12 protein-coding genes are annotated in these 14,653 nt (G+C 64.3%); 4 read left to right on the top strand and 8 right to left on the bottom strand.

Going from position 1 to position 14,653, the window contains the following annotated elements:
• Positions 1–49 precede the first annotated feature (49 nt).
• Positions 50–2,365, top strand: a complete 2,316-nt coding sequence (locus ACYRGX_RS17475) for a hybrid sensor histidine kinase/response regulator (protein ID WP_473053714.1) — start codon at positions 50–52, stop codon at positions 2,363–2,365.
• On the opposite strand, the gene ACYRGX_RS17480 is transcribed toward ACYRGX_RS17475, so the two are convergent.
• A complete protein-coding gene (locus tag ACYRGX_RS17480; RefSeq protein WP_473053715.1) occupies positions 2,345–2,842 on the bottom strand; it encodes a glutathione peroxidase in 498 nt (165 codons plus the stop codon). The two genes, ACYRGX_RS17475 and ACYRGX_RS17480, sit on opposite strands and share 21 nt — an antisense overlap.
• 15 nt (positions 2,843–2,857) lie before the next feature.
• On the bottom strand, positions 2,858–3,250 hold the full coding sequence (msrB, locus tag ACYRGX_RS17485; RefSeq protein ID WP_473053716.1) for a peptide-methionine (R)-S-oxide reductase MsrB: 393 nt from the start codon (positions 3,248–3,250) through the stop codon (positions 2,858–2,860).
• Between the two features lie 131 nt (positions 3,251–3,381).
• Here msrB and ACYRGX_RS17490 point away from each other — a divergent pair, with 131 nt between their 5' ends.
• The 3 genes from ACYRGX_RS17490 to htpX all read left to right on the top strand — a co-directional run bounded on the left by ACYRGX_RS17490 (position 3,382) and on the right by htpX (position 6,003).
• A complete protein-coding gene (locus ACYRGX_RS17490; protein WP_473053717.1) occupies positions 3,382–4,593 on the top strand; it encodes a pyridoxal phosphate-dependent aminotransferase in 1,212 nt (403 codons plus the stop codon).
• 12 nt (positions 4,594–4,605) lie between these two features.
• Complete coding sequence (locus ACYRGX_RS17495; RefSeq protein ID WP_473053718.1) at positions 4,606–5,046, top strand: hypothetical protein; 441 nt, start codon at positions 4,606–4,608, stop codon at positions 5,044–5,046.
• Positions 5,047–5,130: 84 nt separating this feature from the next.
• Positions 5,131–6,003 (top strand): protease HtpX, encoded by an 873-nt coding sequence (htpX, locus tag ACYRGX_RS17500; protein ID WP_473053719.1) that lies wholly within the window; start codon positions 5,131–5,133, stop codon positions 6,001–6,003.
• 42 nt (positions 6,004–6,045) lie between these two features.
• Here the strand turns inward: htpX and ACYRGX_RS17505 are convergent, their stop codons facing one another.
• From ACYRGX_RS17505 to ACYRGX_RS17530, 6 genes are all read right to left on the bottom strand, one after another.
• Positions 6,046–6,702 (bottom strand): thiopurine S-methyltransferase, encoded by a 657-nt coding sequence (locus tag ACYRGX_RS17505; RefSeq protein WP_473053720.1) that lies wholly within the window; start codon positions 6,700–6,702, stop codon positions 6,046–6,048.
• A 64-nt stretch (positions 6,703–6,766) separates the two neighbouring features.
• Positions 6,767–7,768, bottom strand: coding sequence for an HD domain-containing phosphohydrolase (locus ACYRGX_RS17510; RefSeq protein ID WP_473053721.1), 1,002 nt, complete (start codon positions 7,766–7,768; stop codon positions 6,767–6,769).
• Complete coding sequence (locus ACYRGX_RS17515) at positions 7,761–11,471, bottom strand: PAS domain S-box protein (RefSeq protein WP_473053722.1); 3,711 nt, start codon at positions 11,469–11,471, stop codon at positions 7,761–7,763. Before ACYRGX_RS17515 ends, ACYRGX_RS17510 begins: the two co-directional genes overlap by 8 nt.
• Positions 11,472–11,712: 241 nt before the next feature.
• A complete protein-coding gene (gene htpG, locus ACYRGX_RS17520; protein WP_473053723.1) occupies positions 11,713–13,617 on the bottom strand; it encodes a molecular chaperone HtpG in 1,905 nt (634 codons plus the stop codon).
• Positions 13,618–13,690: 73 nt separating this feature from the next.
• On the bottom strand, positions 13,691–14,134 hold the full coding sequence (locus ACYRGX_RS17525) for a PaaI family thioesterase (protein WP_473053724.1): 444 nt from the start codon (positions 14,132–14,134) through the stop codon (positions 13,691–13,693).
• The gene (locus ACYRGX_RS17530) at positions 14,131–14,586 is read right to left on the bottom strand and encodes a PaaI family thioesterase (RefSeq protein WP_473053725.1); all 456 of its coding nucleotides are present in this window, start codon (positions 14,584–14,586) and stop codon (positions 14,131–14,133) included. The genes ACYRGX_RS17525 and ACYRGX_RS17530 overlap by 4 nt, the downstream gene beginning before the upstream one ends.
• Between the last annotated feature and the right edge of the window lie 67 nt (positions 14,587–14,653).

Raw genomic sequence — 14,653 nt, forward strand, 5'->3', positions numbered from 1 at the left:
GGCATCCAGGCGCACCAGATGACTGCATAGAGGCTGCTCGTTTCGCTCGATGGACATCTCGCTGACCAACCGTCTGTCCTTCAAGCAGGCCGCCGCCACGGTCCTGGCAGCGTTCATCATCGGAACCCTGCTAGCGATGGTGCAGGTCGCGGCCGATTACGCCAACGAGGACGCGGCCATCGATCGGCAGATCCAGGCCCTGCTGCAAATCAGCCACAGCCCAGCCTCACGCATCGCCTACAACCTCGACGAGGAACTCGCCCAGGAGTTGCTCAACGGCCTGCTCGCCTCGCCGACCGTGGTCAACGCCCGCCTGGTGGACAACGCTGGCAACGAGCTGGCTCGTGCCAGCCGAATGCTCGCAGAAGGCAGCACCCGGCTGATCAGCGATCTGCTGTTCGGCGCCCGGCGCAACTTCGAGTCGCGCCTGTACATGGCGTATCAACCCGACGAAACCCTCGGTCAACTCGAGCTCGAGGTGGACACCTACGCCTTCGGCGACATTTTCCTGCGCCGCGCGGGCATGACGCTGCTCGCCGGCTTCGCGCGCAGCCTGCTGCTCTCCCTGGTGCTGCTGGTGCTGTTCTACGGGATGCTCACCAAGCCGTTGTCCAGCCTGGCGCGGGATCTCAGCAGTCGCGACCCGCGCAGCGGTCCTAAACCGCTGCCCTGCCCGGAGGGGCATGAAAAGGACGAGATCGGCGTACTGGTGGAAGCCGTCAACCAGCAATTGGCACGCACCAGCGTAGAGATCGACCAGCGACGCGAAGCCGAGGACCGGCTGACCCGCTACCTTTCCGAGCTCGAGAGCATCGTCTCGGCCCGCACCGGCGAGCTGGAAACCGCCAACGCGCGCCTCACCCGCTCGAACCAGGAGCTGCAACAGGCCCGGCAGATCGCCCTGGACATGGCACAGGCCCGTTCGTCGTTCCTCGCCACCATGAGCCATGAGATCCGCACGCCGCTCAATGGCCTGCTCGGCCTGCTTTCGCTGTCGCTGGATGGCGCACTGAGCGCGGAGCAACGTCAGCAGTTGTCGGTAGCCCACGACTCGGGCAAGGTTCTGGTGCAACTGCTCAACGATATCCTCGACCTGTCCAAGTTCGACGCCGGCGCCCTGGAGCTCGAGCAGTTGCCCTTCGACCCCGGCGTGCTGGTCGAGGACACCGCCAGCCTGCTGTCGCAGAGCGCCTCCCCCGGTGTAGAACTGACCTGCCTGATCGATCCCGCACTGCCCAGCCAGGTGCTCGGCGACCAGAAACGTGTACGCCAGGTGCTCGGCAACCTGCTCTCCAATGCGCTCAAGTTCACCCGCTATGGACGGGTCGACGTACGCGCCGAGTACCGCGACGGAAACCTGCAGCTCTCGGTCGTCGACACCGGCATCGGCATGAGCGAGGAAACCCAGGAGAGGATCTTCCAGCCCTTCACCCAGGCCGATGCCTCGATCGCTCGCGAGTATGGCGGAACCGGCCTGGGCCTGACCCTGACCCGGCGCCTGTGCGAGGCCATGGGTGGGCGCTTGGCGCTGCAGTCCCGCGAGGGTTTCGGCACACGCTTCGACGTCTGCCTGCCACTCCCCTGCCAGACGATGCGCGATGCAGATGCGGTGCTCCAGGGCAAGGTCGTTCTGCTCAGCGAGGGCCTCAGCGGGCTGCACGAGCTGTTAGGTATCTGGTTGCCGCAGTGGGGGCTGGACCTGGAACGCAGGGATGTCGACGCCGGCCTCGCTGGCGTGACCTGCGACATTCTCATGACGGACTGCGCCGATTGCCTCTATGAGCTGCGACCGCACCTGGAGCAACCGATGCTGTTGGTCACCGCCTATGGGAGCTTCCTCAGCCAGCAGCAGGCGCAAACCCTGCAGCCCTTGGAGCAGTTGCCTCGGCCGCTGTCGCGACAGGCGCTCTACCTGGCCCTGCAACGCGCCTTGCAGACACCGCAGACCGCGGTCACCGAAGCGCCGCGCATGGATCTCGCCGGGCGTAATGGCAGGGTGTTGCTGGTGGAGGACAACCCGGTCAACCAGATGGTCGCCCGCGGCATGCTGGCGCGCTCGGGTTGCGAAGTGCTGGTGGCCAACGACGGCCGCCAGGCGCTGGAACTGCTCAGCGCCGGAGAGGCCATCGACCTGGTGCTGATGGACTGCAACATGCCGGTGATGAACGGCTACGAAGCCAGCCGCCGGATTCGTATGGACGGCCGCTGGAATCGCCTGCCGATCATCGCGCTGACCGCCAACGCCATGCCCGACGAACGCGACCGCTGCCGCAGCGCCGGCATGAGTGACTATCTGGCCAAGCCGTTCCGCCGCGAGGAGCTGGTCGCCATGCTCGACACCTGGCTACCAGCGGCCAGCGCCTAGAACGGCCTCGATCTCCTTCTGCAAGGTTTGCGGTTTGCGCATCGGCGCAAACCGCCGGATGCGCGCTCCATCAGCGGAAACGAGGAACTTGGTGAAGTTCCACTTGATCCGCGTACTGCCCAGCAAGCCCGGTGCCTGCCGCCGCAGTGCGACGAACAGCGGATGCGCCTGAGGCCCGTTGACCTCCAGTTTGGCAAACAGCGGAAAGCTCACCCCGTAGTTGAGCGTGCAGAAGCGACCGATCTGCGCATCGCCCTCCGGCTCCTGGCCACCGAACTGGTTGCAGGGAAAGCCCAGCACGTACAGCCCCGCATCCCGGTAGCGCTGCCAGAGCGCTTCAAGGCCGGCGTACTGGGGCGTGAAACCGCAGCGGCTGGCGGTGTTCACCACCAACAGGGCGCGCGCCCCGAAGTCTCGCAGGCAGATATGCTCACCCTGTGCGGTGAGCAGCGGGATATCCAGCAGGTTGTCGCCCATGGGCTGACCTCCGTCTCAGCGCGGATGCAACTGCAGGGCAACCGAGTTGATGCAGTAGCGCAAGCCGGTTGGCGGCGGACCATCGGGGAAAACGTGACCCAGGTGCGCGTCACAGCCGGTGCAACGCACCTCGATGCGATGCATGCCGTGGGTGAAATCCTCCAGCTCGCGCAACGCCTCCGGAGCCACCGGCTGGTAGTAGCTCGGCCAGCCGCAGCCCGCGTCGAACTGAGTGTCGCTATCGAACAGCGGCGCATCACAACAGACGCAGTGATAGGTGCCGGGAGTCGTGTTGCGGTAGTAGGCGCCGGTGAACGGACGCTCGGTGCCACCGGTGCGGCAGACCCGGAATTGCTCGTCGGTGAGTTGCTCTCGCCATTGCTCGGGGGTCTTCTCGACGTCGGCCATGGGGCCTCCTTTGGCAGGGTGATTCTTTTCCGACAACGTGGCCGGACGTATGATGCGTCGCTCATCATAGCCCGTCCGGTGTCGCCGCCGAACGGCTGCCACGCGCTCTTCCGCCCCAGGACACTCGCATCATGCAGTTCAGTAAATCCAACAAGCTCGCCAACGTCTGCTACGACATCCGCGGACCGGTGCTCAAGCATGCCAAGCGCCTGGAGGAGGAAGGCCAACGCATCCTCAAGCTGAACATCGGCAACCCCGCGCCCTTCGGTTTCGAGGCGCCCGAGGAAATCCTCCAGGACGTCATTCGCAACCTGCCCACCGCACAGGGCTACAGCGATTCCAAGGGCCTGTTCAGCGCACGCAAGGCGGTCATGCAGTACTGCCAGCAGAAACGCATCGAAGGCGTCGGCATCGAGGACATCTACCTGGGTAACGGCGTCTCCGAGCTCATCGTGATGTCCATGCAGGCACTGCTGAACAACGGCGACGAAGTGCTCATCCCGGCCCCGGACTACCCGCTGTGGACCGCCGCCGTGTCGCTGTCCGGCGGGCGCCCGGTGCATTACCTGTGCGACGAGCAGGCCGGCTGGTTCCCGGACCTCGCCGATATCGAGGCGAAGATCACCAGCAACACCAAAGCCCTGGTTCTGATCAACCCGAACAACCCCACTGGCGCGGTCTACTCCAAGGAACTGCTCGAAGGCATCGTCGAACTCGCGCGGCGCCACGACCTGGTGCTGTTCTCCGACGAGATCTACGACAAGATCCTCTACGACGAGGCCCAGCACATCTCCACCGCCTCCCTGGCGCCGGACGTGCTCTGCCTGACCTTCAATGGCCTGTCCAAGTCCTATCGGGTCGCGGGCTTCCGTTCCGGCTGGCTGATCATCTCCGGGCCCAAGCATCGCGCGGCGAGCTACATCGAAGGCATCGACATGCTCGCCAACATGCGCCTGTGTGCCAACGTCCCGGCGCAACATGCGATCCAGACGGCGCTCGGCGGCTACCAGAGCATCAACGACCTGGTGCTGCCGCCGGGACGCCTGCTGGAGCAGCGCAATCGCGCCTGGGAGCTGCTCAACGACATCCCCGGCGTCAGTTGCGTCAAGCCGATGGGCGCGCTCTATGCCTTCCCGCGCATCGACCCGAAGGTCTGCCCGATCACCAACGACGAGAAATTCGTCCTCGACCTGCTGCTTTCGGAAAAGCTCCTGGTCGTCCAGGGTACGGCCTTCAACTGGCCCTGGCCGGACCATTTCCGGGTGGTCACCCTGCCCCGCGTCGACGATCTGGAGCTGGCCATCGGGCGTATCGGGAATTTCGTCAAAGGCTACCGCCAGTAAACCGGAGGCCCCGTGGACCTGCAGATCGATGATTTCTACAAGGACGCTGCCGGTGCGCTGCTACTGCTGCACCAGGCCTTCCCACGCAAGGTCGCGCTCTATGTCGAAGATCTGATTGGCCGCGAGGAGCCCGACGAGTTCGGCCTGCCCAGCCCGCGCCACCAGGCGTGCCTGGGCGCCCTGATCTGGCTGGCGGAGGAAGGCTACCTACGCTACGAGTCGCTGATCCGCCAGGAGGCGCTGGACCAGGCGGTGCTCAGTCGGAAGGCCTTTCTGCGGCTCACCCTGCCCCTGGGGCACGCTCACACCGGTCTCGGCGAGCACCCCTTCTCCGTGCAACGCAGCCAGGGCAGCCTGGCCAACCAGTTACGCCATGCGCTGGCGGGCGGCGACGGTGAGCGCGTGGCGCGTCTGGCGCGCCTGCTGTTCGTCGATGCGCAGGACATAGTTTGAAACCACCGCTCGGTTGAATCCCCCTGGGGCGACCCTTATATAGCCGACTTACCGACTCTGTTATCTCTGAGGATCGTCCCGATCATGATGCGCATCCTGTTGTTCCTGGCCACCAACCTGGCGGTGTTGATTATCGCCAGCATCACCCTGCGCCTGCTCGGGGTGGACCGCTACACCGGTCAGAACTATGGCAGCCTGCTGGTCTTCTGCGCGGTATTCGGCTTCGCCGGTTCGCTGATCTCGCTGTTCATCTCCAAGTGGATGGCGAAGATGAGCACTGGCACGCAGATCATCACCCAACCGCGCACCCGTCATGAGCAGTGGCTGGTGCAAACGGTCGAACAACTCGCTCGCGAAGCCGGCATTCGTACCCCCGAAGTCGGCATCTTCCCCGCTTACGAGGCGAATGCCTTCGCCACCGGCTGGAACAAGAACGATGCCCTGGTGGCCGTCAGCCAGGGCCTGCTGGAGCGCTTTTCGCCGGACGAAGTGCGCGCCGTGCTGGCCCACGAGATCGGCCATGTGGCCAACGGCGACATGGTCACCCTTGCCCTGATCCAGGGTGTGGTGAACACCTTCGTGATGTTCTTCGCACGGATCTTCGGCAACTTCGTCGACAAGGCCATCCTGAAAAACGAGGAAGGCCATGGCATCGGCTACTTCGTGGCGACCATCTTCGCCGAACTGGTGCTGGGCATTCTCGCCTCGATCATCGTCATGTGGTTCTCGCGCCGCCGCGAATACCGTGCCGACGAGGCTGGCGCCCAACTGGCCGGGACCAACGCGATGATCGGCGCCCTGCAACGCCTGCGCGCCGAACAGGGTGTGCCGGTGCAGATGCCCGACAGCCTTACCGCGTTCGGCATCAATGGCGGCCTGAAGAACGGCCTCGCCGGCCTCTTGATGAGCCACCCGCCGCTGGAAGATCGCATCGAGGCCCTGCGTCGCCGCGGCTAAGCACGATGCGTACAGGACAAGGGCGCCCCAGGGCGCCCTTTTTCATTCGCCGCGCTGCAGACACCATACCGACTCGTGCAGTGCGCTGACGCCCTTGGCGGCGAAATGCGGCTCGGCGGCCAGCACGTCCTCGCGCAGCAGGCGCTGCCTGCGCCAGCCGGCGAAGTACGCCTCGACCTCCGCGTCGGACACCGCGAACGGTGGCCCCTGCCGCTGCGCCTGGGGGTAGTCCAGAGTGACCAGCAGGCCACCGCACGTCTCCGGCAAAACCTCATTCAGTCGCGCGACGTAACGCTCGCGCATCGATTCGGGCAAGGCAATCAGGGCCGCACGATCGTAGAAGGCCTGGCACTGGGCGAACAGCGCCGCCGGCATGCCGAAGAAGTCTCCGCAGAGGATCTCGATGCCGTCGGCGCGATAGCCCTTCACACCCTCGCAGGTGAAGACTTCCGCCGCTACGCCCTGCTCGGCGAAGAACGCCTGGGCAGCCGACGCCACCAGTTCCACACCGAGCACCCGATGACCCCGGCTACGCAGCCAGGCCATGTCCAGGCTCTTGCCGCACAGCGGCACGAGCACCGTGGCGCCCGCGTCGGCGGCCACCTGCGCCCAGTATTGCGCGAGATAGGTGTTGGGCTGCGCCTGATGAAAACCGATCTGCCCGCTGGCCCAGCGCGCCTGCCAGAATGCGTGCTCCATCGTCCGCTCCTGTCCAAGTCCAGACGCGAAGCATGGCGGCCCGCCCAGACACAGGGCAAGTCGATCAGTGAGCGGCGGTCTCTTCCGCCCAGCGCTCCTTGACTTCCAGCACCTGTGGCAGGCACTCCAGAAACCGCTCGACCAGCGTCGGATCGAAGTGCCGACCGCTCTCGCTGCGCAGCAGATCGAGGGCCTTTTCCACCGGCCAGGCCTGCTTGTAGGGGCGCTCGGAGGTCAAGGCGTCGAAGACATCGGCGATCGCCACGATACGTGCCGCCAGGGGAATGTCCTCGCCCGCCAGGCCATGCGGATACCCGCTCCCGTCCCACTTCTCGTGGTGATGCAAGGCGATGCTACGCGCCAGGCGCAGCAACGAAGAACGATGCTCGCCGATGATCCGTGCGCCAATCGCCGGATGCTCCCGCATCACGGCCCATTCTGCCTCGTCGAGCTTGCCGGGCTTGCGCATGATGTGATCGGGAATGCCGATCTTGCCGACGTCGTGCATCGGCGCCGCATGCAGCAGCTCGTCAGCCTGGTGTGGCGTATAGCCGACGGCCAGGGCAAGGATGCGCGAGTAATGGCTCATGCGGATGACATGCAGGCCCGTCTCGTTGTCCTTGTACTCGGCGGCCAGGCCCAGGCACTGGACGATCTGCAGGCGTGTCTCGGTGAGCTCGGCGGCGGCGACCAGCGACAGGTGCGTCTTCACCCGCGCCCGCACGATCGGCGCACTGACCGGCTTGGTGATGTAATCCACCGCACCGACCTCGAAACCCAGCGCTTCGTCGTGGGTCTCGGCCAAGGCCGTCACGAAGATCACCGGAATGTGGCAGGTCTGCGCATTCGCCTTGAGTTGGCGGCAGACCTCGTAGCCGGTCATGCCGGGCATCATCACGTCGAGGAGGATCAGGTCCGGCAACTCGCGGCAGGCCATTTCCAGTACGCGCTCGGGTTCCTTGAGGAACAGCAGGCGATAAGTGTCTTGCAGTACGTGCCGCAACACCTGCAAGTTGGTCGGCTCGTCATCCACCAGCAACAGCTTGGCGCGCGTGTCCTCAAACATCCTGAGCCTCCCGCAGGCGCTGGCTGTCGAGCTGGACGAAATATTCATCGAGCAACACGGCCGCTTGGTCTAGATCGAAATTCTGCAACGCCTGGTTGAAGTGTGCAAACGCATCGTGCCACGGGCCTCCGCGCAGAATCGCCTCCATCTCACCCAGCACCGCCTCGTCCAACTCGCCGCGCCGCAGGCTGGCGGCCAACTGCTCGGCCATGCCCTGAACCTGCTGCGGAACCAGGTCGACGTTGCCGAGTTCGGGCGCAGCAGGCAGATGCTCGGCAAGGCTGCCCGGCAGCGCCGCCAATGCCGCCTCGAGCGCTTCCAGTTGCAGCTCGACGGCGCTGTCGTCACCCTGACGTCCACTGAACTCTAGCTCACTGGCGGCCTGGTAGACCTGGGTCAGCGAAAGGTTTCCAGCAGCCCCACGCACGCGATGCGCGCGCGCAGCGGCTTGCTCGCGCGAGCCATCGCGCCAGAGCAGCCGCAACTCGGCGACACAACCCGCCTGCTCGTCGAGGAAGCGGCGAATGGCCTCGGCCAGGGCATGCTCGCTACCCCAGAGGGCGATTCCTCCCACCCAGTCGATGACCGCCTCGGAGGTTTCCGCGGCGGCCTGCGGCGAGGTGACAGCCACCGGCTTGCCAAGCAACCGCGCGATCTCCCGCATCAGGCGCGGCAGTTCCAGCGGCTTGGTGGCGAAGCCGTCCATCCCTGCCTCCAACGCCAGGCGCCGGTCCTCGTCCAGGACGCTGGCACTCACCGCGACCACGGGGGTCGGTGGCTGACCCCGTTCGCGCTCCAGGCAGCGAATCCTGCGGGTAGCCTCCAGGCCGTCGACCTTGGGCATCTGCACGTCCATCAGCACGATGTCGAAAGACTCGGCGGCGAATGCCTGCAAAGCCTGTTCGCCATCCACAGCGACCACCACCTGGTGCCCTTGGGCGAGCAAGATCATCTGCAGCAACTCGAGGTTCTGCGGCACGTCGTCAACGGCCAGCACGCGTAGTGGCGGCAAGGTGATCACATCGCTGCTCGAGGCCGCTTCGCGCGGAGCCGCCTGGCCGACGTCCAGGGGCAGCATGACGTGGAACACACTACCCACATCCAGCTCGCTCTCGACCCAGATGCGTCCGCCCATCAGCTCGACCAGTTGGCGAGCGATACTGGTTCCCAACCCGGTACCACCAAAACGACGACTCATGGTGGCATCGGCCTGGGCGAAAGGATCGAAGATCCGCTCCAGGCGGTCGGCCGGGATGCCAATGCCGGTGTCGCGTACCAGCAGGTGGACATTGCCGTGATCGGGGTAAGCGATCACCCGGACATAACCACGCTCGGTGAACTTGACCGCGTTGCCCACCAGGTTGGTGACGATCTGCCGGACCCGCAGGGCATCCCCACGGAAATGCTCGGCCAGCGCCGGATGGTAGTCCAACTCCAGGTTCAGCCCCTTGTTGCTGGCAGCCAGACTCAACGAATCCACGACCTGGCGTAGCACCTGGCGCAGCGGGAAATCGTTGCGCTCCAGTTCGAACGCGCCCCTCTCGAGCTTGGCGGTATCGAGAATGTCGTTGAGTAGCCCGAGCAACGACCGCGCGGACTGGCGAACGGTATCCAGGTGATGACGCTGCTGATCGCTCAACGGCGAGCTCATCAGCAGGTCGGCGAAGCCGATGATGGCGTTCATCGGCGTCCGGATCTCGTGGCTCATGTTGGCCAGGAAGGTCGTCTTGCTCGCCGCCGCCTGCTCGGCGCGGGTCTTGGCCTCGCGCAGGTCGCGTTCCATCTCGCGCCGGACGCTGATGTCGGTGGCGAACTTGACGACCTTGAAGGGCTTGCCATCGGCATTGAAGATCGGGTTATAGGAGGCCTGAATCCAGAAGTAGTCGCCGTCGCGGCGCAGTCGACAGTATTCCCCGCTGTCGTATTCGCCCTGGCGCAATCGAGCCCAGAATTGCGCGTACGCTTCACTGTCGACGTACTGCGCCTCGCAGAGAACCGCGTGATGGCGACCGATCAGCTCGTTGCGCTGGTAACCGCTGAGCGCCAGCAGGTTGTCGTTGACTTCGATGATGTTGCCATCCATATCGAACTCAATCACCGCCATCACGCGGTTGATGGCGTTCACGGTCCCCTCGAACTCGGCGTTGCGCAGCTTGGTCTCGGTCACGTCCAGCAACACGCCGTCGATCCACTTGACCTCGCCATGCTCGTCGCGCACGCCACAGCCACTTTCCCAGAGCCAGTGTTCGCGCCCTTCGCGGTCGAGGATGCGGTACTCGACCACGTAGTTGCGCCCATGCTCTATGGCAGCGGTCACCTCGTCGGCGACCATCTGCAAGTCATCGGGATGATAAAGCGCGGCGAAGGACACACGGCGCGCCAGGAAGTCTTCGGGACGCCAACCCGTCAGCGCCTCGACGGCTTCGCTGATGAACAGCATCGACCAGTCCGCATCGAGCAGACAGCGGAAGGACACGCCGGGAATGTTGCGAATCAACGAGGCGTATTGCTGCTCGCTGTCACGCAATGCACGCTCCATTTCCTTGCGCTGACCGATATCGGCGACGAAGGCCACGAACAGCGGCTGCCCGCCGGCATCCTTCATCAGACCCAGGCTGACGCGTACCGGCACCTGCTCACCACTGCGCAACAGACCGACCACCTCCATCTCTCGGCCAATCAGCTCGCTCTCTCCCGTCGCCAAGTACTGTTCCAGATAACCGGAGAAGCGCTGCGCATATCCCTCAGGCATGACCCGCGCCAGGGACTGGCCGACCAACTCCTCGGCGGTCCAGCCGAACAGTCGCTCCACGGCCGGATTCACCGAGCGCAGGATGCCGTGGCGATCCACGGTGATGATGCCGTCTACGGCGGTCTGCACCATCGAACGCAGGTGCTGTTCGCTGGTCTGCAGGCGGCTGTTGAGTTCGCGGTAGCGCAGCAAACCGTTGAAGCCGGCGACCAGCAGGGTGACCAGGACCGTACTGATGCCCACCAGAACGGCGATGAACATCGCATGGCTGCTCATGCTCTCGCCGATCGCAGGCTCGCCCACGAAGCGCTCGGCGAACATCCCCAGGTAGTGCATGCCGCTGATGGCGCAGCCCAGCACCAGGCCACCGATCAGGTTGGCGCGCAGGGGCGACAGCGTGCTCTTGGCCAGGCTGAAACGTACCCACAATGCGGTGATCGCCAGTATGACCGCCACCACGATAGACACGGCGAACCAGTAGGGGTCGTAGCGCAGCCAGGTCCCCATGTGCATGGCCGCCATGCCGCTGTAGTGCATCGCGCCGATCCCCGCCCCAACCAGCACGCCGCTACTGATCAGTTGCCGCCAACTGACGCTGTCACGCGTAAGCACCTGCAGTGCCACCCAGGATGCCAAAAGACTGGGCAGGATCGACAGCAAGGTCACGGACAACGAATAGGTGGCGTCGGCGCAAATGCTAAAGGCCAGCATGCCGATGAAATGCATCGCCCAGATGCCGCCCCCCAGGGTGAGGCTCCCACTGAGCACGGCGATCTGCCGGTAACGTCGGTGCTGGGCCTGCCGCGCGGCGAAGACCACCTGCAGCGCCATGGTGGAGGTCAGCACTGCAACCAGCAGCGAAACCACGATCAGCCCCGAATCGAAATCGGCGAACAGCAGCAAGGAGGGCTGATCGGAGCTAACGAACAACGACGAGAGGGAAGGCATCATCACCGGGGTACCGAAATCGCGTGAACGGTACGGCACTGTGCGACACCATGGAACTCGAACGCCATGGCGGTCGGTTCCTGTGCCGCAGAGCCGGCATGAGCGATGCCGGGTGAGTCAAAGCATCGGGTAAATAATGGCGAAGTGCAATCGTCGTTTGACGACGCCTCCATGAGTTCTCTCTATGAAGATCATGCAGCTTGCCCCATAACGAACGACGGCGCCCGAAGGCGCCGTCGTTTCATCAAGCGGAGAGCTCTACGAGTAGGCGATTCAGTCGCCGGACATAGTCTGCCGGGTCCTTCAGACTGTCGCCGGCGGCCAGGGCCGCCTGATCGAAGAGGATGTGCGTCAGATCGCCGAAACGCTCTTCGTCAGCCTCCGCATCGAGCTTCTCGATCAGCGGGTGAGCCGGGTTGAACTCGAAGATCGGCTTGGAATCCGGCACCTTCTGCCCGCTGGCTTCGAGAATCTGGCGCATCTGCAGACCCAGGTCCTGCTCGCCAATGGCGAGGATCGCTGGGGAGTCGGTCAGGCGATGGGACACACGCACCTCGGCAACCTCGTCGCCCAGCGCAGCCTTCAGCCGCTCGGCCAAGCCTTCCTTCGCCTTGGCCACCTCTTCCTGGGCCTTCTTGTCCTCCTCCGAGTCCAACGCGCCCAGGTCCAGGTCGCCTCGCGCGACGTCGACGAAGTGCTTGCCATCGAATTCGGTCAGGTAGCTCATCAGCCACTCGTCGATACGATCGGTGAGCAGCAGGACCTCGATGCCCTTCTTGCGGAAGACCTCCAGATGCGGGCTGTTCTTCACCTGGGCGAAGGACTCGCCGGTGAGGTAGTAGATCTTGTCCTGGCCTTCCTTCATGCGGCCGATGTAGTCGGCCAGGGACACGCTCTGCTCGCCGGCATCGCCCTGGGTGGAGGCGAAACGCAGCAGACCGGCGATCTTCTCCTTGTTGGCGAAGTCTTCCGCCGGACCTTCCTTGAGCACCTGGCCGAAGGCCTTCCAGAAGGTCGCGTAGTCTTCGGGCTTGTCCTTGCCGAGCTTATCCAGCATGTCCAGCACGCGCTTGGTCAGCGCCGACTTCATGGACTCGACCACCGGGCCGTTCTGCAGGATCTCGCGGGAAACGTTCAGCGACAGGTCATTGGAGTCCACCACGCCCTTGATGAAGCGCAGGTAGAGCGGCAGGAACTGCTCGGCCTGGTCCATGATGAACACGCGCTGCACGTAGAGCTTCAGCCCACGCGGCGCTTCGCGCTGGTAGAGGTCGAACGGCGCACGACCCGGCACGTAGAGCAGCGAGGTGTACTCCAGCTTGCCCTCGACCTTGTTGTGGCTCCAGGCCAACGGATTCTCGAAATCGTGCGCGATGTGCTTGTAGAACTCCTGGTACTCCTCGTCCTTCACCTCGCTGCGCGGGCGGGTCCAGAGTGCGCTGGCACGGTTGACCACTTCCCACTCGACGTCGCTGGCAGCCTCGGCCTCTTCGCCGTGCTGCTCCTTGGGCATCTCGATCGGCAGTGCGATGTGATCGGAGTACTTCTTGACGATGTTGCGCAGGCGCCAGCCGTCGGCGAACTCATCCTCTCCGTCCTTGAGATGCAGGACGATACGGGTGCCACGGGATGCCTTCTCGACGGTGGCGACTTCGAACTCACCCTCGCCTTCGCTGACCCAGTGCACGCCCTCCGTGGCCGGCAATCCGGCGCGGCGGGTGAAGACCTCGACCTTGTCGGCGACGATGAAGGCGGAGTAGAAGCCCACGCCGAACTGGCCGATCAAGTGCGAATCCTTCTTCTGGTCGCCGGTGAGGTTCTTCAGGAAGTCCGCGGTGCCCGACTTGGCAATGGTGCCCAGGTGCGCGATCACATCGTCACGGCTCATGCCAATGCCGTTGTCCTCGAGGGTGACGGTCTTGGCGTCCTTGTCGAAGGACAGGCGGATCTTCAGCTCACCGTCATTTTCGTAGAGCTCCGGCTTGGCCAGCGCCTCGAAACGCAGCTTGTCGGACGCATCGGACGCGTTCGAGATCAGCTCACGCAGGAAGATCTCCTTGTTGGAGTACAAGGAATGGATCATCAGGTGCAGCAGTTGCTTCACCTCGGTCTGGAAGCCCAGGGTTTCTTTGCGAGTTTCCACACTCATGCTCAGACTCCGTTTGCATTCACACGGGCCGCGACGCGGCGATAGCCGGGATATGGGGGCTTTGTCTGGCGATTCAAGTGCTTGCACTGCCATCCAGCTTGAAATGCACCCGTGCGGTAGCGATGGGCTCGTCCTCGGTGGCCTGCCAGGCATTGACCGCGACATTCGCCACGCGGCGCCCCTGGCGCCAGACGCGACAGCGCGCATAGCTGTCGCGCAACTGCCCGGCACGCAGGTAGTCCACGGAGAAATCGATGACCTGGGGAAACTGCCGCAGCGGCATCGCCAGCAGCAGGTGCACCAGCGCAGCATGTTCCATGAAGCCGGCGATCACCCCACCATGCAGTGCCGGCAGCAGCGGGTTACCGATGCAGTCCGGATTGGCCGGCAGGTGGAACAGTCGCTCCTCGCCCAGGCGCAGATAACGCATCCCCAGCAGCGCCGCATAGGGAACCTCGCGGATCAACGCTTCGCCGTCGCCCTCCTGGCGGGCGCGTTCGAGCAACGCCGAGTTCATGCCAGCACCTGCGTAGCCTGCGACTCACGGGGCCCCATGCGCATGAAGGCACCGACCACCTGTACCAACGGGTCCTGGGGGTCGTCCTGGTAGGCATAGCCGCGGGTAAAGATCACCTGGGGCGTCACCCGATAGCATTCGGCGAAGGCGTAGATGTCCTGCCCGGCACGCGCCGGACGCATAGAGTCGATGCGCAGATCCAGCGTCGGGCAGACCTCGAAGCGCGGCAAGGCGCAGACCGTGGAGATACCGCAGGTGGTGTCCATCAAGGTGGTCAATGCACCGCCATGCACCAGGCCCCGTTCGGGGTCGCCGACGATCATCGGCGTGTACGGCAGGCAGAGCGTCAGCCCTGCAGCATCCGCCTGTTCGACACGCATGCCGAGCACCTGACAATGGCGCAGCATGGCGATGAAACGCTCGGCGCGAGCGCGGATATCGGAGTCGCTCATTGGGGCATCCGGAAACGGCAGAGAAAAAGAGCATAGCGTCAACCGGCAGCGCAGGCAGCGGGAACTT

This window comes from Pseudomonas sp. R4-15 (genome assembly GCF_055768815.1).